The organism is Labrenzia sp. THAF82 (genome assembly GCF_009363435.1).
Lineage (GTDB): Bacteria > Pseudomonadota > Alphaproteobacteria > Rhizobiales > Stappiaceae > Roseibium > Roseibium porphyridii.
This window is the reverse complement of sequence record NZ_CP045354.1, coordinates 2978039-3003294: the sequence shown is the minus strand read 5'-3', so window position 1 is coordinate 3003294 and position 25256 is coordinate 2978039. Positions and strand designations below refer to the sequence as shown.

Here is a 25256-nt window from a genome sequence, read left to right as displayed (position 1 = left end):
ACGATCATCTATTAACCTTGCTCGCATTTTTCCTTGATTTCATTCAAATAAATACTTGAAAAACATACCATGAATTTCGAGAAATACGAATTTAATTCTATTAAAATTGAATTCAATTGAAATGTATTGTAACATTACTCTAAATTACATGAGTAATGACTTGATACCTTTGAAAGGTAGAGATAGCGGCTAAAAAACAGTCGATAAGCGATTCAAGCCGCCCAAGCGCAGGTGATTTCCACCATTCAGCCTTTCACATCATCCTGTGGTGCAAGTCGGTCATGATCCAAAGGCTGCCACCTACCATGATGATGATCAGCACCGATGCGAAGGCCAGGAAAAACAGATTTTCGGCGGGTGTGGATTTGAAATTCAGGTGAAGGAAGAAAACCAGATGCACCATCACCTGCAGTACCGCAGCAATCGCGATTACCACATAGACCGCAGGGCCAGCCAGAATCCCGCCCCAAACGACCGCAAAGGGAATAGCGGTCAAAACAACTGCCAGAACAAAGCCGATTAGGTAAGTGGTCAAACTGCGTTCAGCCGCGGGGGTCATTTTGTTTTCCTCACATCACGCCGGGCAGATAGACGACCGAGAAAATCCCGATCCAGACAATATCAAGGAAGTGCCAGAAAAGACCAAGGCGAACGAGCCGAGATCGCACCGGCAAAGTCAGCCCCTTGATCAGTACCTGACCAATCATTACGCAGATTCCGAGTGCCCCGAAGGCAACGTGAAGTCCGTGTGTCCCAACAAGAGTAAAAAACGCAGACAGGAAGCCACTAACCTCTGGTCCCGCTCCTTTTTCGAGCATTCCCTGAAATTCAACTAATTCCATGGTCAAAAAACAGACGCCGAGCAGCAGTGTGATGATCAGCCAGAATACAACGCGCCCGGACCGACCGAGCGTCATGGCAATGGTCGCGAACCCGAAAGTGAGGCTAGAAAACAGCAAAAGCGCCGTTTCACCCGCTGTATGGGAAAGATCAAACACGTCTTGGGAGGTGGGGCCAGCTGCCGAGTTATTCGCCAGCACCGCATACGTGGCAAACAGAAGCGCGAAAATGACGGCATCTGTCATCAAATAGATCCAGAACCCGAATTCTCGCGCTTCAAGTGAAGTCTTTTCTTCCTCTTCCAACAAAAGAGTGTTGCCAGCAGAAAGATCGGTCACATCACCCTCCCCGGCAGCGCTTCACCCGACGCTTCTCCCAACGGCACAAAGTCTCGCATATCGTGTAGATCCGCCGATGATATCTGTGCGAGCCGGGCTCTCTCGATTTTCGCGACGTCTGCTGCCGACAGAACGAAGTCGGAATTGTCGTCGCAGGCCCTTATGCCGACACACACAAGCGAAAGCACAAAACAAAGCGCCACCAGCCACCAGATATACCAGACGAAGGCAAACCCCAGCCCGAACGCCAAAGCGCCGAGAATGGGTCCCAGCGGCGTGCTTTTCGGCATCACAATGGCTTGGTACTGCGCAGATGGAGCATAAGCAGTGCCACGAATCTTCATATCGTGAAAAGCATCAATGTCGCGCACATCAGGGATAATCGCAAAGTTATAGGGCGCTGGCGGTGAAGAGGTGGCCCATTCCAGCGTTCTGCCATTCCAGGGATCACCGGTGATGTCCCGTGAAGACCCCCAGTTCCTTGCGGATACGATCAGCTGTATGGCGATGCAGGCAATTCCGATCATAACGCAAATTGCACCAAGCGCTGCGACAACAAGATAAGGTTGCCAGTTCGGGTCGGCATAGTGCTCCATGCGTCGGCTCATACCCATGAAGCCGAGTACATAAAGTGGCATGAAAGCGAGATAGAAGCCGACAAGCCAGAACCAGAAAGACCGGATCCCCCACTTGCGGTCAAGCTTGAAACCGAATGCTTTCGGGAACCAATAGTTCAGACCGGCGAAATAGCCGAACAGGGCCCCCGGGATCAGCATGTTGTGAAAATGAGCAACCAGAAAGGTTGAATTGTGCATCAGGTAGTCGGCCGGAGGCAGAGCCAGGAGCACGCCTGTAACGCCGCCTATAACAAACGTCACCATGAAGCCGATTGTGAACACCATGGAGGGATGAAACTCGATCCGTCCCCGGAACATGGTGAAAAGCCAGTCGAAGATTTTGACCCCGGTTGGCACCGCAATGATCATCGTGGCGATCCCGAAGACCGCGTTGACATTGGCCGAGGATCCCATCGTGAAAAAATGATGCAGCCAAACGGTAAAGGACAAAAGCGCAATACACGCAGTTGCATAGACGAGCGACGGGTAGCCGAAAAGGCGTTTGCGGGAAAACGTCGCCACCACCTCGGAGAAAATACCAAATGCCGGAAGGATGAGAATATAAACCTCCGGATGCCCCCAGATCCAAAGCAGGTTGGCATACATCATCATGTTGCCGCCGTCGCCATTGGTGAAGAAGTGGAAACCGAGCGTCCGATCCAGCGTCAGCTGCGCAGCAACCACCGTCAGGGCCGGAAAGGCAAAGGCAATCAGGATCGAAATGCAGAGCGTTGTCCAGGTGAACATGGGCATCCGCATGAACGTCATGCCGGGACAGCGGTTCTTGACGATCGTGACAATGAAGTTGATGCCTGACAGCGTGCTGCCGACACCACTGACAATCAGCGCCCAAAGCCAGTAGTCCACCCCGACGCCTGGGCTGTATTCAATGCCTGCATAAGGCGGGTACCCTGTCCAGCCCGCCTGCGAGAACTTGCCAACAACCAGCGAGACCAGCACAAGTGCGGCACCTGCCGCAGTCATCCACAAACTGACGGAGTTCAAAAACGGAAAGGCGACATCCCGCGCCCCGATCTGTTGCGGAACGATGATGTTGATCAACCCTGTCAGGAAGGGCATCGCCACGAAAAAGATCATGATGGTGCCATGAGACGAGAAAATCTGTTCAAAATGCTCAGGCGGCAAATAACCTTCGCTATTGAGCGCGATGGCCTGCTGTGCCCGCATCATCAGCGCGTCGACAAAGCCGCGTACCAGCATCACAAGCGCCAGAACGACATACATGATACCGATCTTCTTGTGATCGACGCTTGTTAGCCAGTCAGTCCATAGAACTTTCCAGGCGCGCAGATAAGTGATCAGCAGAAAGACCGCAACGCCGCCCGCAACGGTTACAAATGCGCCGCCCATGGCAACCCAGGAATAAAACGGCAGAGCCTCAATGGTCAGACGCCCGAGCATCAAGAAGCCCCCTCTTCCTTGCTGCCATCGTGATGATGGGGTGTGCTCACCGGTGCATATTTCTTCATGATTGTTCTGAAAAGGTCGGTCTCGTAGGAGCTGAAGTAACTCACGGGATCGGCAATGCTTTGCTTATGCAACTCTGCATAAACACCCGCATCAAGCGCTTTGCCCATGTCGGACGCCTTTCCCTGCCATGCCTGGAAATCCGCCTCGCTCAATGCGTGAGCCTTGAAGTGTTGATCAGAGAACCCGTCACCGGAATACATGGTATTTCGGCCCATGAAGACGCCGGGACCATCTGCCATGAGATTGATTTCGGAGCGCATGCCCGCCATCGCGTAGATCTGTCCACCAAGGGCAGGTATCATCAGCGAGTTCATTACGGTGTCGGACGTGATTTCAATGGATACAGGCCTGTCAGCTGGAAACGCCAGTTCATTGACACTTGCCAGACCAAGCTCGGGGTAGAGAAACAGCCATTTCCAATCGAGCGCAATCGCCTGCACCTTGAAGGCCGGTTTGTCGGAAACAAGGGCTTTGTACGGATCAAGCTTATGTGTTGATGTCCAGACAAGTGTACCCAGTGCAACGATGATAACCGCGGGCACAAGCCAGACAACGGTTTCGATCTTCCAGGACCCTTCCCAATTCGGAGTGTAGGTGGAGGTCTCGTTCGATCCACGGTATCGCCATGCGAAATAAAGCGTTAGCAAGATCGCCGGAATTGCAACAATCATCATCAGCCCAAAGGCGGTGAAAAGCAGATCCCGTTCTGCGAGTGCGACTGGTCCTTTGGGTGAGAGCACAGGTGCATCAGACAATGTGCAACCATTCAGCAACAGCAATAAAAAGATCGATATGATCGAAAATCGTGCGCTCACAAAACGCGAGTCGCCGCTTCGCACCCAGCCGGGAATCACTTCAATCATTGCTCCTCCTAAAGAGGATGAAGAAATCAATGCAAAGTTTTGAGCCTACTAAATAAAACGATTGACCGGCTCAATCAAAATTGCCCCAAATACGCCTGTTCCCGCAAGAGAACCAATTGCGCCTCACAAAGCCTAGCCGACAGGAGTTCCCAATAAAAGGGTACCACTCTCAAAAAGTGAGGGCGCAAATGACCCAAAGCCTGTCTTCATACGCAATAGGAATTTCAAAAGACACTTTCTTTCACTTGTTCATCCAATCTCCGCTGGACAGAACAAGGCAGTCTTTGAATGATGCACCCTGTATTTGTTGACAGGATCGGGACTGTACCATGTCGAAGCCATTTCAAGCCGATGACCACGTTGCTCACATGGAGCAAACCCTTGACCTTACGATTGAGGTTGATTGGCGTCCCGTCGTTAAAATGCACATAACTGCAATTGAAAAAGCTGCACAGTCCGTTCTGGAGTTTCCTCTGGAAGATGACATCGAAGCGGCACCGGTGTTTCGTCCATGAGTGTTGACCCTCAAGCCTTGCGTTCCTGGTCGGCAGCCCAGATTGCTGCTGAGGTATCAGCCGGCAACATCAAGGCTCTTGAAGTTGCCCATACCGCACTAGAGGACCTTGATGTCCTGAACCCCAAGATAAACGCATTCACGGATACCACGCCGGAACGCGCGCTTGCCGAGGCCAGAAACGTTGATGACGCCATTCAGTCCGGCGCAGATTTGCCGCTCGCGGGTGTACCCTACGCCGTCAAAAATCTATACGACATCAAAGGCATAACCACACGAGCCGGCGCAAAAATTACGCAAGAAAATTCACCCGCAAGCGCGGACGCAACGCTCGTCAACAAACTTCAATCTGCTGGCGCCGTCCTCGTTGGGGCAACGCATATGGGAGAGTATGCCTACGATTTCACCGGTGAAAATGCGCATGATGGCAACTGCGTGAACCCGCACAACACCGCCCACATGACAGGAGGCTCATCTTCAGGGTCCGCAGCTGCAACGGCATCGGGCATCGTTCCGTTCGCGATGGGTTCAGACACGAATGGGTCCATTCGGGTGCCTGCCTCCTTTTGTGGCCTCTTCGGACTGAAACCTACGTATGGAAGGTTGAGCCGGGCCGGAACTTATCCGTTTGTCGGAAGTTTCGATCACCTCGGCCCCCTCACCCGCTCTGCCGAAGATCTCGCTCTGATATTTGATGTGCTTCAGGGACTCGATCGGGCCGACCCTGCGCAGTCGAACCACCCGGAAATCGAAACGCATCAACGATTGAACGAAAACGTCGACCAGCTGAGAGTAGCTGTGGCGGGAGGTTACTTTCGTGAAAATCTCCTGCCTGCTGCGCTCGACGCTGTTGATCTGGTCGCCAAAGCCTTGGGGGCAAGCCACGAAATCGACATTCCAGAGACAGCCAGGGCACGGGCGGCAGCATATGTAATCACTGCCGCGGAAGGATCGACACTACATTTCAATCGGATCCGCGAACGACCACAGGATTTTGACCCGGAGACACGGGACCGATTTCTGGCAGGTACAATGGTGCCTGCGATCTGGGTTCAACAGGCTCAACGTTTTCGCAGCTGGTTCCGCGACTTGATGCGTGGTCTGTTTGACAAAATTGACATTCTGATAGCGCCAGCAACACCTTTTCAAGCGCTTCCTTCAGGTACAAAGACCTTCACACTCAACGGTGAAACGGTTCCTGCGCGCCCTAACATCGGTATCTTTACCCAGCCAATTTCCTTCATCGGCCTTCCGGCAGTCACTGTGCCAGTTTGGCTGAATGGGGAAGACCTGCCCATCGGCGTTCAGATAATTGCGCCTGCCTGGCGGGAAGACCTGGCGTTGAGGGTTGCGCACCATTTGGAGCAGATCGGCACGGTTCGAGCCCCGATTGCTGATCTGGGCGTATGATGGGTCCTGGAAACCTAAGGCTGCTTCCGTCGCAGCAACGACATATGAGACGACTAATAAGACTGGTGGCAGCAACGCGGAAAAGTATCGTTGGCAACCATTGGCGGCTGAACCATTTCCGCCCCATGCAGCGCAGGAAAAGACATGAGCAAATTCAAAGCCGTTGTATTCGATTGGGCCGGCACAATGATCGATTTCGGTTCCTTTGCTCCAATGGGTGTTTTCATCAAGGCATTTGACCATTTTGGGATAACCGCATCAGTCGAACAGGCACGTGAACCCATGGGCCAACCCAAGTGGGATCACATTCGCTCAATGATGGATGATCCTGACATAGCCTCACAGTGGAAAACCAGGTTCGGCCAAGTACCAACTGATGCTGATGTCGACAGGGTCTATGAAGTTTTTGTCCCGATGAACGAAGAGGTCGTGGCAGATTACGCAGATCTCGTCCCCGGCGCTGCCGACGTCGTGAAGGCTCTTCGCAAGAAGGGCATCAAGATAGGCTCAACCACAGGCTACACGCGCTCAATTATGGAACGGGTTCTTCCCGTGGCAGCCGGCCAAGGTTATGAACCAGACAATCTGGTGTGCTCTGATGACCTAACTGAAGGAAGACCGGGTCCACTGGGCATGTATCAGTGTTTCCTTGATCTTGTGGTCTATCCGCCAGCTGCGGTCATAAAGGTGGACGATACCGTACCTGGCATAGCTGAAGGTGTTTCAGCCGGATGCGTAACGGTCGGGCTTGCTTTGTCTGGAAACTATGTGGGAAAGACCCCGGACCAGCTAGCCAACTTGGCAGATGCCGACGTTGAGGCCTTAAGACGCTCTGCAACTGAAAAACTGAAGGCCGCCGGCGCGGACCATGTGATTGATACTGTTGCGGACTTGCCGGATTTGATTGAAGCCCTTGAACGCGAATGAATGCCCGGGCCCTTCCGGCGGGACGAGGCCTATCCTGCTCGCGCCTCTTGGCGGCAGCACAGCCAGGCCCTGAGCGAGGGGTCGCAATCGCAAGATGCTTCTGAAAAAGGAACCGCGCGGTTTGAATTCAAGTCCCGTTAAGGCGTCTTGTCCAAGATGTCCTCGAACAGGATCTATCATGACAAGACTTTTCGTGCGGATTTTCACCGCGCTTCACAATCCGTGCCGGCTCATTCGATTTGCATCTGCCCCTTTGGCTGCCATCTGCCTTGCCGTGCCAGTTGCACTTGCACAAACGGAACAAAGGCTGGAGGTTGTCGACAGCACGGAAGACCCCTGGCCTTCCATAGGGCGGGTCAATGTTGCCGGACACAGAACCACCTCCATGTGCACAGGTACCTTGATTGCACCCAACATCGTCCTCACGGCCGCACATTGCTTTTACAACAAGCGAACGCTCAAGCTCTTTCCTACCAAAGACGTATTGTTCATCGCGGGTGTACGCCGGGATCAATTTGCAGCGAGGTTGGAGGCTGCTTGCCTCATAACTGCAAAAGACTATCAGCCCAAGAAACAGCCACGGCTGCGCGATGTTCGAAATGATATCGGCCTCATCGTGCTGAAACAAAAGAGCGACCTTCGCCCGATAGCCCCTCTTGAGATCGCCGACGCGAAAACACTTTCAAAAGAAACACGCTTTCAATCCGCTGGGTATCGTCGAAGCCGACGGTATCTGCCAACGTTGGTGAAAGACTGCAAAGTCCTTGGAACAAGAGAGGATAGTTGGGTTACCAATTGCCCTTCAGAAAGTGGCGCATCTGGTGGACCCTTCCTTGTGGAAACAGCAAACGGTCCAAGGGTTGCGGGCGTCATGTCAGCAAAACTCAACGAGGAACGGTCCGTTATCGTCCCTTTTCTGGAGTGGCAGGACCTTCTAAAAAATCCAAGCTGTTCAGCCGATCCGACCGTAAAGTCTTCAAATGAAAGCCGGAACTGAGAAATTTTTCGCTACCGCTTCTGAAAAAGCCGGGTAAGGTGAAGTCCGATTTCCGCCTGACACGATTTCGCAAAGCGGGTTTACGCCACCTTGACGCTTAGTATTTTGGGCCGATGAACCATTCCTCACATCCTCCTCAGACTGCCGGCCACAAGCCTGTTTCATTGGCAAAGCTTGGCTTTGTCGCCAGCGACACCGAGGAAGCACAACAGGCACAGGAAGATCTTTCAGCACGCTACGGCGGCGTACCGGCGCAAGATGCGGACGTCATAGTCGCCCTTGGCGGCGACGGCCTGATGCTGCAAACGCTGCACGAGCATATGGGCAGCGGCAAACCTATCTACGGTATGAACCGGGGCTCAGTCGGTTTTCTGATGAATGAATACCGCGAAGATCAACTGCTTGAACGGCTCTCGAAAGCTGACGTGACAACCATCCGTCCGCTGGAAATGACGGCAACAGCCAACGATGGCACGATCCACAAGGCCCAGGCGATCAACGAAGTGTCCCTGCTCCGGCAGACTTCTCAGGCAGCTCGCCTGAAGGTCTCCGTAGACAGTCGAATGCGTCTGGAAGAACTGATCTGCGACGGCATTCTGGTTGCAACACCGGCAGGCAGCACTGCCTATAACCTGTCCGCACACGGGCCGATCCTGCCGATAACCGCTCAACTTCTGGCCTTGACCCCGATCAGTGCCTTTCGACCGCGCCGCTGGCGTGGAGCGCTTTTGCCCAACCGGGCGCGGGTTGACATCGAGATCCTGGACCCCAAAAAGAGGCCCGTCAGCGCCTCGGCGGATCATACCGAAATCCGGCACGTCACCCATGTGTCTGTGTGCGAGTCGACAGAAGCCGAAGGCGTGATCATGTTCGATTCCGATCACGGCTGGGACGAGCGTATTCTGACGGAAATGTTCCGCTATTGACCGGAATTCTCCTGCATTGCGCCGGAACGGCAACCGACTGTTAAGTATGAATGCCCATACTTGCGCGTATTATTTTGCTGACATGGCGATAAGGATCAACGCTGCAATGGCCAAAGACGCCAAAGACCAGAATTACGAGATCGTGTCGCCGCCGACGGACCTGCGCAGCAAGGTTCGGGAACTATCTCCGCGCGAGGCCAAAAAGTTTGACCCGGTCAAGGCAGCAGAAGCTGCATTGAACCGTCTTTCCTCTCACTTTGGCGGATGGATGGACAATGAGACCGTGGCGCTGAACAGCGCCTGGGACAATGTTCAGGCCAACGGGCTTTCGGAAGATACCATCGAGCCACTTTTCCAAGCTGCTCACAACATCAAGGGCCAAGCCCTGACCCTCGGCTTTCCGCTCGTCGGTCAAGTTGCCGCCGGTTTTTGCCACCTGATTGAAAACGTCCCCTCGCCTGACGCCTTGCCGACTGAACTTGCCGGACGTTATGTCGAGGCAATCCGGGCAATGGTCATGGAAGGCGCTAAAGACGCTGACAACAAGACCGGCGTAGCGCTCCTGGAAACACTTCAAAGTGTCACCGACGCCTATCTCGCACATTTCCCGCCGAAGACAGACGAAGATTGATTACCGAGACGCTCTAGTTTGACACAATTCTGCTCGCCCAATAGGCTTCAGAGGCTATGGGAGGGGCGGTTTTGAAGCACTTTCTGACAATATTTTTTTATTTTGTTTTGTTCCTTGGAGCCGCTCTCGCTGAGCGGCGTGTGGCCTTGGTTATTGGAAATTCTGACTATCAGAACGTACCTCGGCTACAGAACCCCAAGAACGATGCAGATGGCATGACCAGAAAGCTTTCAAGTCTCGGCTTTGAAGTCACCACCGGCGTTGATCTTAGCCTTACTGAGATGCGAACAACCATTCATTCCTTTGTAAAGAACCTAAAGGGAGCAGATCTAGCTTTGTTTTTTTATGCTGGGCATGGCTTGCAGGTGAACGGTTCCAACTATCTTGTGCCAATCGACGCCCGGCTCGGTTCTTATCTTGATCTTGAATTCGAGGCGATGCCAGCCAACCTGATCCTGAGTGCAATGGAACGTAGTGCCAATGTAAACCTAGTTTTTCTTGATGCCTGCCGAGATAACCCTCTTGCGGAAAACCTTGCTCGCTCAATGGGCACACGATCCGGGTCAGTCGGCAAAGGTTTGGCAAAAATTGGGTCTGGTGTGGGCACGTTGATTTCCTTCGCAACCCAGCCTGGGAACGTTGCACTGGATGGTCGTGGCGCCAATAGTCCCTTTACGAGTTCGTTGTTGAAGCATCTTGGCACGCCCGGGCTTGATATCACGCGTGAACTCGTTCTAGTTCGCCGCGATGTGCTGGCCGCAACAAACGGCAAACAGGTGCCATGGGAGAACTCTTCTCTCACTGGCGAAGTCATTTTGAGACAACAAGATCCGCAAATTCCAAATGAACCCAAAGTGGATCCACAAATTGAACTGGCCTTTTGGAATTCGATCAAAGACAGCAAATCCGCTGCGTATTTCAAGTCTTATCTGAAGCGATATCCCGAGGGCCAATTTGCAGAGATCGCAAATCTTCGTATTCAAGAAATCAAAGACCAAAAAGCAAACGAAATCAGAGCACACGACAACCAAAAAGACGCAATAGAAGTCGCTTATTGGCAATCTATTCAAAATGCCCTCGAACCAGCGATGTTTGAGAGCTACCTCAGTAAGTACCCCGAGGGTGTCTATGCGCATTTAGCGAGATTAAAAATCGCCGCGCTTAAGAAACAGAACATCGCACTTTCACAAGAGAAGGCGCAAAACACTCCGTCGCCCGGTTCAGGTCCCGCAGAACCGTTGTCGCCTGCTGCACCTATTGAAAGCACACAGCAAGTTGCAAGCCTTCCGGCAATGAATGCACCCCAAGCGCCACAAATCGAGTTTTCAGAGAAGCAGACGGACACCAAAGAATTGGCAAGAGCCATGCAGACCGAGTTGAATCGTCTTGGGTGCTCTGTCGGTCAGATAGACGGAATTTGGGGCAAACGCAGCAAAAACGCACTTAAGACCTATACGAAGGAAGCAGGATTCGAGTTTTCCTCTTTGGATCCAAGTCCCGAATCTTTGGAAAAACTAACTCAGTCAAAAGGCCGTGTTTGCCCACTGGTGTGCGGACGTTCGCAGGAACTAATGAATGGCAAGTGCGTTGCTGTAAAAGAGCCAGCTGGTAACAAACCCGCGATAAGGCAAAATGTGAAACCGGCAAAGTCAGCAAGCAGCTGCCCCAACGACCCTACAGCCGATTCATTTCGCTATCGTGCTAAGCGACAACCAGGAAGTGACAGCCGCTACTACACGCATCCATGCGGGCGAAGCGCCCACTGCACTTCGCAAGCCAATCTTCCAAGAAAGTGTTTCTGGCAATAGAAACAAATTGGCGAATCAGGCGGCAGCAGTGATGGCCAAACCGCTGTTCTTGACCAGCAACCTTGCTTCGAGCCTCGCCACATCAATCGCGAACCGACGCAGGAATGCCGTCACGTCTTCATCAGCGCCGAGCGATCCGTCCTGCATTTCGGCAAGAAGTGTTTCGGTCAGCATCCGCGCTTCATCAAGAGCGAGATCGTAGGTGAAATCGGCCTCGGCCTTGCGCGCGATGTCGATGGCCAGCAAGAACGCACTGTGAGATCTGAGCGGAAGTCCAGCCTTGCGAAGCATGGCCTGCAATGCGGAGCGGCGAACGGTCATCAGCAGCTTGCACAGCCTTGGCAGGGGAACCTGCCCCAAATTAGCCAGCGCCGCCGCAAAGAACCTTAGACGACCACAGCAGACTGATCGTAGCAAAAGTCTGGTGGTCAGTTTTTCATTCACGCGCAGATGCTCGACAAACTCCGGCAGGTCTTCAACGCCAGCTTCAAGCGCAAGCCGCAGCACAACCTTGTCTTCTGCGTCGCTCAAGAAGGTATGCCGTTGGTTCTCGGGCACCCTTTCAAGCACGATCGGATGATCATCCAGGTTCTCCGCAAGACGCATCAAGAGCTCATAACGCATCGCCAGAGGCAGATCGCGGGTTCGCAGAAGTTGATCGCAAATGTCCGGCCGGTCTTCAAAACGTTGGGCAAGCCGCAGGAGGGATGATTGAAGAACATGAGCGTTGGCGTTTTGAAGCAATGAGCGGCACGCCGGCTCACTGCCGACTTCGCAGATTGCTGCGCTGATGCTGGCAGACAAGTCGTGCCGCGACGCGATAGCGCACTGAACGGCATCGCTGCCTTCGGCAAGAAGATCGACAAGCTCCGCCTCAGAAAGGATTGGAGATGATTTCAATATGGGAATTGCAACTTCGTCGACATCGCTGGCCAGGCAGCGAATAACGTGGCCAGGTGCATGCTCGCTTGACGCAAGTATGTTCGCGATCGCCTTGCGAACTGAGCGGCTGGGGTCATCCAGTAAAATGGTCAGCGCGGCAGCCATGCTGGTCCGCTCCTGACTGCCCTCTTCGGCGTCCAGATATCGCTGCGCAAACTCTTGCGCGGCCTGAATGTCCAGGGTGCATTCATTGTCATCGTTCAGCTGCAGAATGTCGTGTACGGTCATAGCGGTAAAACAATCTTCCCAAGTGTCAGATACATCCTGACATCAAAGGCTTAACGATCGGTTCACCATAATTTTGACAATAACCGGCGCGTTCACGCCGGTGGCAGAAGGTCTTTTTGTTCTTCTTCGGCCTTAAGCCTCAGAAAACGGGTCAAATCGAGTGGCCCGCCCTGGTCGGCCAAGGCCAGCTCCTGGGCCGCAACCTGATTCGATGTGCCTGACAACGCGCTAAAGCGCGCTGCTTCCTCAACAGCCGCAAATGCGGACGCAAATCTTGGATTGACCCCGGCTTGTTTGGAAGCTTCATCGTTTCGGAACAAGGCTTCAAAAGGGTTCAAGGTCTCGGCAGCCTGGAAGGCCGATAAGACCCGTGTATTGGCCGCTTCTCCGTTTGACGGGTTTAGAGAGGCCTCTTTTGGATCCTGTGGTGCCTGCCTCGTGCCTGCTGCCGCAACGACCTGTTCCTGCAAGAAAACAGCACTTGGTGAGGACTGGCTCGTTTCACCTGTCAGGCTTTCTGGTATCGACAACTTCGCCTTTGCAAGCTCCACCGGATTGTTCTCGGGGAGTGATGGTATGCCCTGATCACTCGCAGCAAGCTGAGGTGTCAATTGTGGCTTTCCACGCATTGCGAAAGCCGCTGCCGGGTCTCCGGCCAACTGATCTATTTGTTGCGGGTCGAAGGGAGAAGGATTTTGGACAGGCTTCGCATTTGGCAGGGTCGCAACCTGCGTCAATGCCCCGGATGTTCTCAGGTTTTTCTTCCCACTCACCTCTGCAATCATCGTCACGGCATCATGCTTCGATACGATGACCTCGTACACTTCCTGCATCGACCGTGCCGTACCGTTTCGATTGTAGAAGATCGGCTTGTTGGCTCTGGCCTGAGCGGAAAAGACCGAATCCGCACGCGTGTTCGGATTGGCGTTGGTTGCATCAATAAGCTTGCTCGCACCATGCGCACCCAGGAAGTGCGCCATGTAGAGTTCACCGTCCGTAGGTGCCCGGCCGATTTTTCGCTCCAGATACTCAGAATTCTTCTGCGTCAATGCTCCGGCCATCATCGACGAGATTTCCGGATCCTTCCTCAGATCCAGAATTTCACGGCGCATGTTGGCATCGCTAACGTAGTACTTCCCGCTTTTCGAGCGCTTGATATGTTCAGAATAGTTTTCCAGCCCGTGCTTGGGGCCGGCTTCCTTCATTGTTTCCAGCCAGGTGGATTCAATGAACTGAAACAGACCTGTCGCGCTCGAAGTCTTGGCCTTCGCAGACGGATTGAAGGACGACTCTCTCGCAGCCGTCTTTACCAGATAGTCGAATGACGTACCTGTTGAAGTACTCGCAGACTGAAACGCAAGCTCGATCCGAGACGCGACCGAGGTAGTGTCAGCAATATGCATGACCCTGTCTCCTCGACGGAACTGATTTATTACTTTGTTAACTTTCGCGCCGAAAAGGTTAACAAAACCTTAACAAGTCACAGTCAAGTGTCTGTGTGACTTCCGACTTCGGCATTTTCTGAAAAAGTTGAGCTGTTCTGCTGAATATGGCGTCCGGAAATGTGGAAATTCAGCAAAAACCACGGATTTTCTTTGGATATCGACGACAAGTCTTCGACTCAACCAAATGTCTGATAGCTCCCATTTGTATGAGTCGGCAACCGGAAATGAAAAAGGCGCCGGAGCAGCCGACGCCATTTCCCAGCAAGAGACACAAATGTCAGGACTTGGGACGGCCCATCTCAAAAACCTGTTCTATGACCGCGTAGTCCATATAGCCGAGCCGCGAAAGCGGCTTGTAACGCGTCACATCAACCCGCCCGTCAACAATGATGTTGTCGTCGATATGAACACCAACGACCTGACCAAAAACCACCCAGCTGTCGGCCTCCTTGCCATCAAGTCCCTTCATCTGCAGTGTCTGCAGGTGCTTGCATTCCAGCGCGGTTACCGCTTTGGCCACTCTAGGCGGTCGGACCAGACGTGAAGGCGCCATTTCAAGGCCGGTCAGATCGAATTCCGAAGTCTCGTGCGGAACAGCCGCCGAGGACAGGTTCATTTCGTCCTTCAGGTCCCAGCTCGCCATGTTGCAGACGAACTCACCGGTGCTATCGACGTTTGCGACGCTGTCCTTGTAGCCCGATGACGAAAACAAGACGATAGGTGGCCGGTCACATACACAATTGAAGAAGCTGTAAGGTGCCAGATTGGTCCGGCCATCGCTGTCTTGTGATGAAATCCAGCCAATCGGCCGGGGGGCAACAATTGCCTTGAATGGATTGTGTGGCAGGCCGTGATCGTTTTTCTCAGTGTCGTAATACATGTGTTCAGTCAGCTTGTGTCCAGTTGGAGATCAGTTGTGAAAGGTCGGGGCGCTGACGCTCAACAGGAGGCTGCGTCGCCGTACCGATGTGCACGAAGCCGGCAAAACGCTCATTTTCACCGGCACCCAAATACCGGCTTGCCTCTTCGTCAAAGGCAAACCATTCAGTCAGCCATTGCGAAACATATCCTGATGCGGCGGCAGCCGTGACAAGGTTCATGCACACAGCACCAGCCGAAAGTTGCTGCTCCCAAATGGGTATCTTGGGATGCTCGGCCGCAGTGCTGACAACGCCGATGACGCGCGGTGCTCTTTGGAACCGTGTCAGTTCTTTCTGGCGCTGTTCGTCATCAAGTGGTCCGTTCAGGCTCTCACAGCGAGCAGCCAGCCAGGCTCCGATTGTTTCACTCTGCTCGCTCGGGTAAAGCACGAAGCGCCATGGGCTCAGTTTGCCGTGATCCGGAACGCGAGCGGCGATTGTCAAAATGTCCCGGATCTGGTCATCGTCTGGTCCGGGAGAAGACATCGTGACAGAAGGGTGAGACCGTCTTTGCCGCAGAAACGAGAGTGTTTCCGGCGACCTTGTGTCTTGATTGGGCATGAACTTATCCTGTTGAGATAGTTTCATTTGCAACTATCAACTAATTGATTAGCCGCAAAAGTCAACTTCTATCTGAAACGTCTTGAATTCGCCCGAATTTAAGTCCCATTAGGGACCGAAATTCAATCCGGGTTGTTGAATAAAAATTTGGTGTTTTTTGCCGGCGCTGTTGGGGCAATGAAACCGACCGATCTCCTTTGCTTCGACAAATATCGTCTGAAGCGCGGAAGCTCTGATCCCGACCGACAACCGCGATTGGAATTAAATGCAAAAGACTGGTAAAACACGTCGAGTCAAAAAGATAATGAAACGGGCATGTTAAAAACACCTATTGTCTCAGGCGGGTACGGTTTGAACAAACCTGTAGCAGCGGCAGCGCAAGCACTGCTTGTTTGCATGGCGCTCCTGTTTGTGAGCAGCACCGCTTTTGCGCAGACCTTGGAAGCTCCCATGCCCCCGGCCAAGAAGCCGGACCCCAACGCTCCCGTTGAAAACCCGATCATCAATCTGCTCGACCGCGAACCTGAGCCACTGTTTTCAGACGTACTGCTTCCAAGCCCATATGCCCCGACAAGATCTTCAGCGACAGACGTCGCAAGCGGTCTTCAGGAAGGCGCACTTTACCTGATGGCAAAGCTGACCGCTGACGCAAAGCCGCTCTATGATGGGCTGATCTGGCGCATTTATTCCGAGACCACCAATACGGATGGACGGCTGCAACTTGTGGCAACGCACAAGGGTGGCGACGCGGAATTTCGCCTGGAGCCGGGCTCGTACCTCATCCACACTGCTTACGGCTATGCCCAATCCACCAACAGGATCATGATTGGCAAGGAAGTCCAGTCAAAGATGGTGACGCTGAATGCCGGTGGCATCAAATTCGGAGCGACCCTCAAAGACGGTCAGACGATTGATGGCAAACCCGTTTCTTTCGACGTCTATGGATTGGAATTCGATGAGCGCGGTGAGCGAGACCTCATTGTCAGCAATGTGACACCCGGTTCAATTGTCCGTTTGAATGCCGACACGTATCATGTTGTAAGCCGGTACGGCGACGTCAATGCTGTGGTTCGAGCCGATGTCCAGGTGCTCCCTGGAAAACTGACCGAAGCGACGATCTTCCACAAGGCCGCGGGCATTACACTGAAGCTCGTCAACGAACGCGGTGGTGAAGCAATTGCCAACACCACCTGGTCCGTATTGAGCCCGGGCGGCGATGTCGTCGTTGAAGCCACCGGGGCTTTTCCCGACTTTGTTTTGGCGGCTGGTGAATATGAGGCACTCGCGCGCAACAACGGCCGGACATATCTTCATACATTTGAAGTAACCCCGGGCGAAGATCGAGAAGTCGAAGTGGTGACATCCGTGAGTGAATTGTCATCTCAGCAAGCCACGATCAACAACTGACCTTCAAAGCCGACATTATTGTAGGACGGTCAACCGAGTCGCGTCATTTTCAATCGCGTCGACCGAGCAGTTTGCCAGAACTGTCGCCAGGTCCCATCTCCATCACCTTGGTCTGAAGAAAATCCATGACTTCCTTCTGATCCTTGAAACCCGACAAGGTTTCGTAGGAGATTGGATTTCCAGCCCGCGCTGTAATCACCGTCCCTAGAATGCGCCTGAATTCACGCACCAGCAATGACAGGCGCAAGGTCAGCGAGTACTTGCTGACCAGATGAAACAGCCAGGAATTCTGCCCCTCAAAATAGAGAGGCAGGACAGTCGCCCGCGATGAGCGGATCATCTTTGCCGTAAAGGTTTTCCAGGGCAGCTCTTCTGCACGACCGAACGGTTTGGCTGCGGTCGCGACGCCACCACCGGGGAACACGATGATTGTCGTGCCTTCCTGAAGCAGCCGCAGCGCTTCCTTTCGGGTTTGCATGTTGGTCTTCAAGGCCTGCTTGGTCTCTTCAAAATCAACAGGCAGAGAAAACGGACGGACTTCAGGAACCTTCAGCAACTCATTGTTGATCAGGATCTTGAAAGGACGGTCCAGCTGTTCTGCAAGCGCCAGAATAGCCAGTCCATCACCAATGCCATAGGGATGGTTCGCAATCAGGACCAAAGGACCTTCGGGAAGGTTCTTCGGAGGCCATTCGCCATCCGTAACGGCAACATCCAGATTGATCAGCCCGAGCAAATCGCTCCAGATGTAGTCGGATGTGCCGACCATGGTGTGCTTCCACACTTCATAAAGATCGACAAGCTTGCGACGTCCCGACAATCCCTCAATGGCACGGATTGTCCACCGCTTCAGTGGCGGGTGCTCGGGATTTGCGTAACTGAATTCAGCGTAGTTCACGGCCGTTGTCTTGAACCTGATGAAACTCTGGTAAATCAGAAACCCAATACCAGAAGCTCCGTTTCAACAATGTGACAGCACATTGCCCCAGGGGATACCCCAGCGTAAGGGCAATGTGCAAGCTGTTAGAATCTCCTACTCAGGAGACGACGCACTAGCGAAGATCGGGCGGTGTTGCTTCCTCGACAAAGGCCGCGACAGCCTCCTCCAGCCCCATGGCCTTCTGGTCCTTGGAACCCAGGCGGCGAATATTCACCGTTTTTTCTTCCGCTTCACGCATACCACAAACAATAATCACCGGAACTTTGGCAAGCGAGTGTTCGCGAACCTTGTAGTTGATCTTCTCATTGCGGAAGTCTGTTTCAACTTTCAGACCCTTCGACTTCAGAAGATCGGCAACTTCCTGTCCGTAAGCATCGGCCTCTGAGGTAATGGTCGCAACCACGATCTGCAAGGGCGCAAACCAGAGCGGAAAGTGCCCGGCATAGTTCTCGATCAGGATACCAAGGAAGCGTTCCATAGATCCGCAGATCGCTCTGTGGATCATGACCGGAGTTTTCTTCTCACCGTTATTGTCGACATAGAACGCACCGAAACGCTCCGGCAGATTGAAGTCCACCTGTGTGGTGCCACATTGCCATTCACGACCGATCGCATCTCGCAAGGTGTATTCGAACTTCGGACCGTAGAAAGCGCCCTCACCCGGAAGAATGTCGGTTTTCACCCGTCCTTCGGACTCCGCCTCGATCCGCTTCAGCACATCGGCCATGATCGTTTCGGCATGATCCCAGGCTTCATCGGTGCCGACACGTTTTTCTGGACGGGTCGACAATTTGACAACAATCTCGTCAAATCCGAAGTCCTTATAAACCGAGAGAATAAGATCGTTGATCTTCATACACTCGTCGGCCATCTGCTCTTCGGTGCAGAAAACGTGGGCATCGTCTTGCGTGAACCCGCGAACGCGCATCAGCCCATGCAGTGCACCTGACGGTTCGTAGCGGTGAACCACACCAAATTCAGCAAGGCGCAACGGCAGATCACGATAGCTTTTCAAGCCGTGTTTGAAGATTTGCACGTGCCCCGGGCAGTTCATCGGCTTCAAGGCAAAGACACGGTTGTCCTCAGCTTCAGGGTCAGCGCACTGCACGGAGAACATGTTTTCTTTGTACCAGGTCCAGTGGCCTGAAGTTTCCCAAAGCGAAGTGTGCAGAACCTGCGGTGCATTCACTTCCTTATACGTGTCTCGCAGCACACGGCGTTTATAGGCAATCAGGTTCTGGAACATGTCCCAGCCGTTCGGATGCCAGAAAACGACGCCAGGCCCCTCTTCCTGGAAATGAAACAGATCCATTTCACGTCCGAGCTTCCGGTGATCGCGCTTTTCCGCTTCTTCCAGCATACGAAGGTAGCCTTTCAGCTCCTTTTCGTTATGCCAGGCCGTTGCGTAGATCCTGGACAACATTTCGTTGTTGGAGTCGCCGCGCCAATATGCTCCGGCAACCTTCATCAGTTTAAACGCATCGCCAATCTGCCTTGTTGAGGCCATATGCGGGCCACGGCACAGATCCAGCCATTGCCCCTGCTTGTAGATCCGGATTTCCTGATCTTCAGGAATGGCATCGATCAGCTCGACCTTGTAGTGTTCGCCTTTGGCGGCAAAAAAGGTTTTGGCTTCTTCGCGGCTCCAGATTTCCTTGGTGAACTGGGCACCACGGCCGATGATCTCACGCATCTTTTTTTCGATAACAGGCAACTCGTCCGGATGGAAAGGCCAGTCTTCGTCAGTATCCGGATTGACGCGTTTGAAATCGTAATAGAAGCCGTTCTCGATGACCGGACCGATGGTCACCTGTGTACCGGGCCACAACTCCTGAACAGCCTCGGCCATGACGTGTGCTGCATCATGCCGGATTAGCTCGAGCGCACGCGGGTCGTCGCGGGTTACGATTTCAATCTGATGGTTGGCATCGATCGGATCTGAAAGATCTTTCAGTTCCCCGTCCAACGTCATTGCAACTGCCTTCTTGGCAAGCGACTTGGAAATGCCCTCGGCGATTGCCAGACCAGTGGTGCCAGCTTCATATTCGCGCACGGAATTGTCGGGGAAAGTCAGTTGGATCATCTTTTTTCTCCTGCTCACTCCTGCAGACAATGCAGGTAAGCTTCACAAAGGTATTTGGACCGCCTGCTGATAGGGGATTCAATCCGGATCGGCAACCCTTTACCCCTTAAAGCTGGCTAATCGGCTGCTTTGGGTCGTCAACCGGTTCCATCGTTGCTGGTTTCAGATGGACGGCATCGTTGGCTCTAACTTTCGCAGTCTATAACCAAAGGCGGCGGTCGCCGCCGGATCGGCTGAGATTTCACGATAGACGTGCTGGTTTCCGCCTTGTCCGAGATTTTGTCGAGGATGCCATCAAGGTCCTCGATGCTTGGAACCGCGAGACGCGCAACAAAACAGTCTTCCCCCGTCACCTTGTCGCATTCGCAAAACTCGGGGATGTCCTGAATGAGCTGTTGCACGATATGCAATTTTCCCGGCAACGGCCGGATCCGCACGATTGCCTGGAGACTGTAGCCCAGCGCCTTAAGATCGATCTCTGCAGAAAAACCGCGCACGATGCCACGATCTTGTAAGCGGCGGATCCTTTCCGAAACGCCCGGTGAAGACAGCCCCGCATGTGCAGCGAGATCCTTCAACGACATACGCGCATCGGAAATCAGCGCTTCAACGATCTTTCTATCCGCGGCATCCAATTTCATCTTCTTCACCATTTTTATCGAATTATCTTACTTAATAAGGTTCATAGTACAAAAAGTCTAATTTTAATTATGTAATTCGTCCAAACACTTTGTCACCCTTGGAAACATCGGAACCCAAGGAGGCTAAATTGGACAAGACACTTCGCGGTGCTGCCGAAATGACGGCGGCCATGACCATTCTCGGAACGATCGGCCTGTTCGTTGTCCTGTCAGGAGAAGGCGCAATTGATGTCGTCTTCTGGCGCTGCGCCTTTGGCGCTCTCGCATTGCTGGTCATTTGTTCGGCCCAAGGCCTGTTGCGAGGCCAGCTGACACTCAAGACGCTTTTGATGGCCGCACTTGGTGGTTTCGCGATCGTCGTCAATTGGGCGATGTTGTTCAGTGCGTATGGCGAAGCATCTATCGGGGTCGCAACCGCCGTTTACAACACTCAGCCATTCATTTTGGTGGGCTTTGGAGCCCTGTTCCTGAAGGAACGCATTTCTTCGGTTAAACTTGGCTGGCTTGCGTTCGCGTTCCTTGGGGTTTTGTTGATCATTCAAGCCAAACCCGCAACAGCTGACTATATCGGTTCCAATTATGCACTTGGAATTGCCCTGGCCTTGTCGGCAGCATTTTTCTGGGCAGTAGCCGCACTTCTCACGAAAAAACTGACTGGCACACCACCGCAGCTGATCGCCCTTATCCAGGTCTGTGTAGGTATCTTGATGCTTGCCCCGTTTGTAAGCTGGTCGGCGCTACCGCAGACCGGGACATCCTGGGCAGCGCTTGCAACTCTTGGCATTGTCCATACCGGTATCATGTATGTGTTGATGTATGGCGCTGTCCAGAAATTGCCGACCTATCTACAAGGCGCGTTTTCATTCATCTATCCAGTTGTCGCGATCCTGGTCGACTACGTCGCTTTCGGCCATCAGTTGCATGTCCCGCAGCTGATTGGCGCCGCTGTTATTGTTCTTTCCGCCATGGGACTGACCTTTGGCTGGAAACTGTCACTTGGCCGAAGAAAAGGCCAATGTGTGTCCTGAGCAAGCAGATATGAATGAAAGTCAATCCAGACGATCATCGCGTTCAATCAAGTCGATGATCGTCTGGAATATGCTGACCGGTCCACCGGCCATATCGCCAGGGACACCACCATCGCGCATCTTTGGGCAAGGCATCCGGGATTGGATCAAATCCGGATGCACCCCAGGGATTGCATCTGAGAATGCGCGACAATCCGACCCAACCGCCTGCCCAGAAGCCAAATCGCCTGATTGACTGCTCGGTGTAATCCGAACATGTCGGCGCGTATCGGCACGATCGCCCCATGACAAGGGAAAGAGAGTGTCGGTAGATCCAGATCAAACCGATAGCAACGCGACCAGGCACCGTGAGGGGTCGCGCAGTTTCTTTATCTGGTGAGATTGGCGAACACATGAAGGTGCATGTGATTGCCCTTAAGCAACCACACTGTCCTGACCGACCTTAGCCTCGATCTGATCGAGGGCGTCGACCACCGCATCAAACGTCAAGAGCGTTGAAGTGTGGCGAGCCTTATATTCGCGCACGGGCTCAAGAAACTTTAGGTCCTCAAAACGCCCAGTCGGCGCTTCGCCACCCTCTTTAAGCATGGCGCGCATGGTGTCACGGACATCGCGCAATTCATCAGCGCTGGCTCCTACAACGTGACGGGCCATGATCGAAGATGATGCCTGTCCAAGTGCGCAGGCTTTGACGTCGTGGGCAAAATCCGTCACCACGCCATCTTCAACACAAAGATCCACAACAACGGTCGACCCACAAAGTTTTGAATGGGCCTTGGCGGTGGCGTGAGGATGCTCAAGACGGCCAATCCGCGGGATGTTGCCTGCGAATTCCAGGATCTTAGCGTTATAAATGTCGTCCAGCATTCTCGCCTCTTCGTGAAAGCCAGTGATCGCGTGCCACATTGATGGCATGGTGCTTTCATATATATAGATCAGTCGCCACGGCAATTTCGCAAGGGGCAGAGTGGTCGCAGTTGGCAATTAGGCGTGACGGATGCACGTTCGATACCGACTAAACCCGCTCAGAAACTGTGCGTTCGCTTATTGTGTGGAGTATGATAATGGACCCGGCTTCAATAGAAAATAGAGGGCCGTCCCTTTGATCTGTGCACAGGCAAGCGCCGTATGACGAGTGAAACGGGTAATTTTGCGAGGATCCCCATGGATGCTGTCCTCAAGCCGGTTGAAAAACCGTTTGAAAGAAAAACGCCGGATCAATTGCACCGGCCAAATCGTGAGGAAGTAGAAGCGGCAGTACGAACCATTCTTGCCTGGACCGGGGATGACCCAGACCGAGAAGGTCTGGTAGACACCCCCAAACGGGTCGCCAAGGCACTGAGCCAGCTTTACAGCGGGTATTTTGAAGATCCTGCCGAGCATCTTGAGCGTACTTTCGAGGATGTCGGCGGATATAAGGATATTGTGCTTGTGAGGGGCATTCCCTTCCATTCGCATTGCGAACATCACATGCTGCCGTTTATCGGCGAGGCGCATATTGCCTATTATCCAGCCGAAGGTGTTGTTGGCCTTTCGAAGCTTGCTCGCGTTGTCGACATTTTTGCAAAACGTCTGCAAACACAGGAAAACTTGACGGCGCAGATTGCATCGGTCATTGACGATGCCCTGGCGCCGCGGGGACTGGCCGTGTTGCTGGAAGCTGAACACCAATGCATGACCATGCGCGGTGTCCAGAAACAAGGCGTCTCAACGATTACCACCCAGTTTACCGGAGTTTTCCAGGACGATCCGGCCGAGCAGGCCAAATTCATGTCTCTGGTACGCGGCAAAGGCATTTGACACCAAGGCCCTTGCCGGAAGATTTCTGACAAGGGCTTTTCTCATGACTGACATCGTTTTTTCCGAACGTGGCGACAAGGAAACGGTCGAAACGGGCGATCTTCTGATGCCCAAATACGACGCCGACGGACTTATCGTCGCCGTGGTGACTGACCACGTGTCCGGCGAAGTTCTCATGGTCGGGTATATGAATGCAGAAGCGCTCCGACGAACGATTGAAACCGGCGAAGCCTGGTATTGGAGCCGCTCGCGCAAAGGCTTCTGGAAAAAGGGCGAAACATCGGGCCAGGTGCAAACGGTTCATGAGATTCTGACCGATTGCGATCAGGATGCCCTGGTTCTGAAAGTCTCGGTCGCCGGCAATGGCGCAACCTGTCACGTTGGTTATCGCTCATGCTTTTTCCGGAAGGTGACCAGCCCGGCATCGGGTACGGCTCGGTTGGAGCGCGTTGAATCAGAACGCGTTTATGATCCAAGTGAAGTTTACGGCAAGCACTGACAATGTGTCGCAAAAAGTGGGGGCAGATACTTGCCAGTTTTCAGAGAAGCCTACGGATCCTTGAAAACATGAAAAACCAGCCCCTCAACGCCTTTGCCGAATTCCTTGCGCAAGACTGAAGTCTCCTCTGGTCCGTATCTCAGGCCAACAGCCTCAACAGTTCGTCGGATATGCTCAGAATTGTGGGCGTAACGTCCGCTCGCGTTCAGCTGGAACGCCTCTTTATCTGTTTCCAGCATTTCGACGCTCGCCACCAAAACGCCTCCCGGCTTCAGAGCCTTGTCGAGCGCTTCAAAAAACGGCGTCAGATCGCCGAGATAACAGAGTGTGTCAACGCAGACGCATAAATCAAAGTGAGTTGGCAGATCTGCGTTCAAAAATGCAATCAACTCTCCCTCAACGAGAAAGTCATATGCATTGCGCTGAGCTGCCTTCTGCAACATACCAGGAGACAGATCCACACCCGTCAGCCGACCACTCACATCGCGTATCAACGGACCGCACAAGCCGGTCCCGCAACCGAGATCTGCAACGTCTGGAAACGGTGCACCAGACCGCTCTGCAAGAAGCTTTACGGCATTGGCCACCCTTTGGGGCGTGTTGTACTCAAGTATTTCAAGCACTTCGTCGAAGCTGTCTGAAAAGCTGTCAAAATGCGATTTGACATAATCTTCCGGAACCTGCGCCAGTTTCTCGCCACGCGCAGCGGCCAGGTGGAACTTGAGCGAAGTGTCGTCCGGGTTTTGGTCAACGAGTTTTTCCAAATGTTCGGTGGCACGATCTCCGTGACCGAGCTCGTGTAAAAACCGCACGGCCCTGACCGCGTGAAATGGTGTTTCAACACCAAGCGTCAGGCCTGTGTCCAACGCTTCAGCCGCTTCATCGAGCTTCCCTGCCCGTCCCGCTGCAAGACCATAGATGCGCCAGGCGTCTCCTTTGTTCGGGTAACGGTCTTTCAAATCGGCAAGTCTTCTCAGAAGCTCGTCGCTGCGACCCGCTTCTCCGGCCAAAATTCCAAGGTTGTGCCACGCGTCCTTTTGGTCCGAATCCAGTTCCACAGCCAAAATATATTCAGCAAACGCTTCCTCTCTGCGGCCAATCAGTTTGAGAATGTTACCGAGATTGTTCCGGGCAAACGCGTTGTTCTCGTTAATGTGCAACGAATGCCTTATGAGGGATAGAGCGTCTTCCGGGTCGTCTTTCTTGAACAGCAAGAGCCCGAGGTAGTGAAGTCCGTCAGGATGATCCGGATTTGCAGCGAGAACATCCTTGTAGGCGGCCAAGGCCGCTTCCCCATTTCCTTGCCGGTGTGCTTCCAGACCTTCTGCAAATCTCTCTTCGATATCCAATGACCTGTCCCCCATCAGCCAATGACTCTCGACCGTCAGCTCTTGACCTGC

At 53.3% G+C, this 25256-nt stretch carries 25 protein-coding genes; 11 read left to right on the top strand and 14 right to left on the bottom strand.

Annotated elements, in window-relative coordinates:
* Window positions 1-253: 253 nt before the first annotated feature.
* Genes cyoD through cyoA form a run of 4 tightly spaced genes read right to left on the bottom strand, consistent with a single transcriptional unit; the run spans window position 254 to window position 4149 of the window.
* Complete coding sequence (gene cyoD / locus FIV00_RS14060; protein WP_152501339.1) at window positions 254-559, bottom strand: cytochrome o ubiquinol oxidase subunit IV; 306 nt, start codon at window positions 557-559, stop codon at window positions 254-256.
* 10 nt (window positions 560-569) lie between these two features.
* Window positions 570-1178, bottom strand: coding sequence for a cytochrome o ubiquinol oxidase subunit III (cyoC, locus tag FIV00_RS14055; protein WP_247649384.1), 609 nt, complete (start codon window positions 1176-1178; stop codon window positions 570-572).
* A complete protein-coding gene (gene cyoB, locus FIV00_RS14050) occupies window positions 1175-3217 on the bottom strand; it encodes a cytochrome o ubiquinol oxidase subunit I (RefSeq protein ID WP_152501338.1) in 2043 nt (680 codons plus the stop codon). Before cyoB ends, cyoC begins: the two co-directional genes overlap by 4 nt.
* The gene (gene cyoA, locus FIV00_RS14045; protein WP_152501337.1) at window positions 3217-4149 is read right to left on the bottom strand and encodes a ubiquinol oxidase subunit II; all 933 of its coding nucleotides are present in this window, start codon (window positions 4147-4149) and stop codon (window positions 3217-3219) included. Before cyoA ends, cyoB begins: the two co-directional genes overlap by 1 nt.
* A gap of 329 nt (window positions 4150-4478) precedes the next feature.
* Between cyoA and FIV00_RS14040 the strand changes: the two genes are divergently transcribed.
* From FIV00_RS14040 to FIV00_RS14010, 7 genes are all read left to right on the top strand, one after another.
* Complete coding sequence (locus FIV00_RS14040) at window positions 4479-4664, top strand: DUF4089 domain-containing protein (protein ID WP_152501336.1); 186 nt, start codon at window positions 4479-4481, stop codon at window positions 4662-4664.
* A complete protein-coding gene (locus FIV00_RS14035; RefSeq protein ID WP_152501335.1) occupies window positions 4661-6073 on the top strand; it encodes an AtzE family amidohydrolase in 1413 nt (470 codons plus the stop codon). Before FIV00_RS14040 ends, FIV00_RS14035 begins: the two co-directional genes overlap by 4 nt.
* Before the next feature lie 144 nt (window positions 6074-6217).
* Window positions 6218-7000 (top strand): phosphonoacetaldehyde hydrolase, encoded by a 783-nt coding sequence (gene phnX / locus FIV00_RS14030; protein ID WP_152501334.1) that lies wholly within the window; start codon window positions 6218-6220, stop codon window positions 6998-7000.
* Between the two features lie 178 nt (window positions 7001-7178).
* The gene (locus tag FIV00_RS14025) at window positions 7179-7997 is read left to right on the top strand and encodes a serine protease (protein ID WP_152501333.1); all 819 of its coding nucleotides are present in this window, start codon (window positions 7179-7181) and stop codon (window positions 7995-7997) included.
* A gap of 113 nt (window positions 7998-8110) precedes the next feature.
* A complete protein-coding gene (locus FIV00_RS14020; RefSeq protein WP_152501332.1) occupies window positions 8111-8923 on the top strand; it encodes an NAD kinase in 813 nt (270 codons plus the stop codon).
* A gap of 106 nt (window positions 8924-9029) precedes the next feature.
* Window positions 9030-9554, top strand: coding sequence for an Hpt domain-containing protein (locus FIV00_RS14015; RefSeq protein ID WP_152501331.1), 525 nt, complete (start codon window positions 9030-9032; stop codon window positions 9552-9554).
* 71 nt (window positions 9555-9625) lie between these two features.
* Window positions 9626-11362 carry a caspase family protein gene (locus tag FIV00_RS14010; RefSeq protein WP_247649383.1) on the top strand — a complete coding sequence of 579 codons (1737 nt, stop codon included), beginning with the start codon at window positions 9626-9628 and terminating at the stop codon, window positions 11360-11362.
* A gap of 15 nt (window positions 11363-11377) precedes the next feature.
* Here FIV00_RS14010 and FIV00_RS14005 read toward each other — a convergent pair whose 3' ends face one another.
* From FIV00_RS14005 to FIV00_RS13990, 4 genes are all read right to left on the bottom strand, one after another.
* Window positions 11378-12532: a DUF2336 domain-containing protein gene (locus FIV00_RS14005; protein ID WP_152501329.1), complete on the bottom strand. Its 1155-nt coding sequence runs from the start codon at window positions 12530-12532 to the stop codon at window positions 11378-11380.
* A gap of 92 nt (window positions 12533-12624) precedes the next feature.
* Window positions 12625-13935 carry a transglycosylase SLT domain-containing protein gene (locus FIV00_RS14000; protein ID WP_152501328.1) on the bottom strand — a complete coding sequence of 437 codons (1311 nt, stop codon included), beginning with the start codon at window positions 13933-13935 and terminating at the stop codon, window positions 12625-12627.
* Window positions 13936-14254: 319 nt separating this feature from the next.
* A complete protein-coding gene (locus FIV00_RS13995; RefSeq protein WP_152501327.1) occupies window positions 14255-14857 on the bottom strand; it encodes a flavin reductase family protein in 603 nt (200 codons plus the stop codon).
* 4 nt (window positions 14858-14861) lie between these two features.
* Window positions 14862-15383, bottom strand: a complete 522-nt coding sequence (locus tag FIV00_RS13990; protein ID WP_371419585.1) for a nitroreductase — start codon at window positions 15381-15383, stop codon at window positions 14862-14864.
* 390 nt (window positions 15384-15773) lie between these two features.
* Here FIV00_RS13990 and FIV00_RS13985 point away from each other — a divergent pair, with 390 nt between their 5' ends.
* Window positions 15774-16865 carry a hypothetical protein gene (locus FIV00_RS13985; protein WP_209006929.1) on the top strand — a complete coding sequence of 364 codons (1092 nt, stop codon included), beginning with the start codon at window positions 15774-15776 and terminating at the stop codon, window positions 16863-16865.
* 49 nt (window positions 16866-16914) lie between these two features.
* Here FIV00_RS13985 and FIV00_RS13980 read toward each other — a convergent pair whose 3' ends face one another.
* The 3 genes from FIV00_RS13980 to FIV00_RS13970 all read right to left on the bottom strand — a co-directional run bounded on the left by FIV00_RS13980 (window position 16915) and on the right by FIV00_RS13970 (window position 20529).
* Window positions 16915-17763: a lysophospholipid acyltransferase family protein gene (locus tag FIV00_RS13980; protein ID WP_152501325.1), complete on the bottom strand. Its 849-nt coding sequence runs from the start codon at window positions 17761-17763 to the stop codon at window positions 16915-16917.
* Window positions 17764-17917: 154 nt separating this feature from the next.
* Window positions 17918-19888 carry a threonine--tRNA ligase gene (gene thrS / locus FIV00_RS13975; RefSeq protein WP_152501324.1) on the bottom strand — a complete coding sequence of 657 codons (1971 nt, stop codon included), beginning with the start codon at window positions 19886-19888 and terminating at the stop codon, window positions 17918-17920.
* 185 nt (window positions 19889-20073) lie between these two features.
* Window positions 20074-20529 (bottom strand): Lrp/AsnC family transcriptional regulator, encoded by a 456-nt coding sequence (locus FIV00_RS13970; RefSeq protein ID WP_152501323.1) that lies wholly within the window; start codon window positions 20527-20529, stop codon window positions 20074-20076.
* A 128-nt stretch (window positions 20530-20657) separates the two neighbouring features.
* Here FIV00_RS13970 and FIV00_RS13965 point away from each other — a divergent pair, with 128 nt between their 5' ends.
* Window positions 20658-21557: a DMT family transporter gene (locus tag FIV00_RS13965; RefSeq protein ID WP_152501322.1), complete on the top strand. Its 900-nt coding sequence runs from the start codon at window positions 20658-20660 to the stop codon at window positions 21555-21557.
* Window positions 21558-21600: 43 nt separating this feature from the next.
* On the opposite strand, the gene yidD is transcribed toward FIV00_RS13965, so the two are convergent.
* Both yidD and FIV00_RS13955 read right to left on the bottom strand, forming a co-directional pair.
* Window positions 21601-21951 (bottom strand): membrane protein insertion efficiency factor YidD, encoded by a 351-nt coding sequence (gene yidD / locus FIV00_RS13960; protein ID WP_152501321.1) that lies wholly within the window; start codon window positions 21949-21951, stop codon window positions 21601-21603.
* Window positions 21952-21971: 20 nt separating this feature from the next.
* Complete coding sequence (locus tag FIV00_RS13955) at window positions 21972-22424, bottom strand: iron-sulfur cluster assembly scaffold protein (protein WP_152501320.1); 453 nt, start codon at window positions 22422-22424, stop codon at window positions 21972-21974.
* Between the two features lie 297 nt (window positions 22425-22721).
* On the opposite strand from FIV00_RS13955, the gene folE reads away from it, so the two are divergent.
* Both folE and hisI read left to right on the top strand, forming a co-directional pair.
* Window positions 22722-23357: a GTP cyclohydrolase I FolE gene (gene folE, locus FIV00_RS13950; protein ID WP_152501319.1), complete on the top strand. Its 636-nt coding sequence runs from the start codon at window positions 22722-22724 to the stop codon at window positions 23355-23357.
* Window positions 23358-23400: 43 nt separating this feature from the next.
* Window positions 23401-23856 (top strand): phosphoribosyl-AMP cyclohydrolase, encoded by a 456-nt coding sequence (hisI, locus tag FIV00_RS13945; RefSeq protein ID WP_152501318.1) that lies wholly within the window; start codon window positions 23401-23403, stop codon window positions 23854-23856.
* Between the two features lie 50 nt (window positions 23857-23906).
* On the opposite strand, the gene FIV00_RS13940 is transcribed toward hisI, so the two are convergent.
* Window positions 23907-25205: a methyltransferase gene (locus FIV00_RS13940; protein ID WP_173005989.1), complete on the bottom strand. Its 1299-nt coding sequence runs from the start codon at window positions 25203-25205 to the stop codon at window positions 23907-23909.
* Window positions 25206-25256 lie beyond the last annotated feature (51 nt).

Bases quoted from the DNA above. Each gene is read 5' to 3' on its own strand.
- FIV00_RS13970 (WP_152501323.1), bottom strand. From the start codon at position 20,529: ATGAAATTGGATGCCGCGGATAGAAAGATCGTTGAAGCGCTGATTTCC.
- thrS (WP_152501324.1), bottom strand. From the start codon at position 19,888: ATGATCCAACTGACTTTCCCCGACAATTCCGTGCGCGAATATGAAGCT.
- FIV00_RS13990 (WP_371419585.1), bottom strand. From the start codon at position 15,383: ATGTCTTCTCCCGGACCAGACGATGACCAGATCCGGGACATTTTGACA.
- FIV00_RS14015 (WP_152501331.1), top strand. From the start codon at position 9,030: ATGGCCAAAGACGCCAAAGACCAGAATTACGAGATCGTGTCGCCGCCG.
- folE (WP_152501319.1), top strand. From the start codon at position 22,722: ATGGATGCTGTCCTCAAGCCGGTTGAAAAACCGTTTGAAAGAAAAACG.
- cyoD (WP_152501339.1), bottom strand. From the start codon at position 559: ATGACCCCCGCGGCTGAACGCAGTTTGACCACTTACCTAATCGGCTTT.
- cyoB (WP_152501338.1), bottom strand. From the start codon at position 3,217: ATGCTCGGGCGTCTGACCATTGAGGCTCTGCCGTTTTATTCCTGGGTT.
- yidD (WP_152501321.1), bottom strand. From the start codon at position 21,951: ATGTGTTCGCCAATCTCACCAGATAAAGAAACTGCGCGACCCCTCACG.
- FIV00_RS14000 (WP_152501328.1), bottom strand. From the start codon at position 13,935: ATGCATATTGCTGACACTACCTCGGTCGCGTCTCGGATCGAGCTTGCG.
- FIV00_RS13995 (WP_152501327.1), bottom strand. From the start codon at position 14,857: ATGTATTACGACACTGAGAAAAACGATCACGGCCTGCCACACAATCCA.
- FIV00_RS13985 (WP_209006929.1), top strand. From the start codon at position 15,774: ATGTTAAAAACACCTATTGTCTCAGGCGGGTACGGTTTGAACAAACCT.
- FIV00_RS14025 (WP_152501333.1), top strand. From the start codon at position 7,179: ATGACAAGACTTTTCGTGCGGATTTTCACCGCGCTTCACAATCCGTGC.
- FIV00_RS14020 (WP_152501332.1), top strand. From the start codon at position 8,111: ATGAACCATTCCTCACATCCTCCTCAGACTGCCGGCCACAAGCCTGTT.
- FIV00_RS13955 (WP_152501320.1), bottom strand. From the start codon at position 22,424: ATGCTGGACGACATTTATAACGCTAAGATCCTGGAATTCGCAGGCAAC.
- hisI (WP_152501318.1), top strand. From the start codon at position 23,401: ATGACTGACATCGTTTTTTCCGAACGTGGCGACAAGGAAACGGTCGAA.
- FIV00_RS14005 (WP_152501329.1), bottom strand. From the start codon at position 12,532: ATGACCGTACACGACATTCTGCAGCTGAACGATGACAATGAATGCACC.
- cyoA (WP_152501337.1), bottom strand. From the start codon at position 4,149: ATGATTGAAGTGATTCCCGGCTGGGTGCGAAGCGGCGACTCGCGTTTT.
- phnX (WP_152501334.1), top strand. From the start codon at position 6,218: ATGAGCAAATTCAAAGCCGTTGTATTCGATTGGGCCGGCACAATGATC.
- FIV00_RS14035 (WP_152501335.1), top strand. From the start codon at position 4,661: ATGAGTGTTGACCCTCAAGCCTTGCGTTCCTGGTCGGCAGCCCAGATT.
- FIV00_RS14040 (WP_152501336.1), top strand. From the start codon at position 4,479: ATGTCGAAGCCATTTCAAGCCGATGACCACGTTGCTCACATGGAGCAA.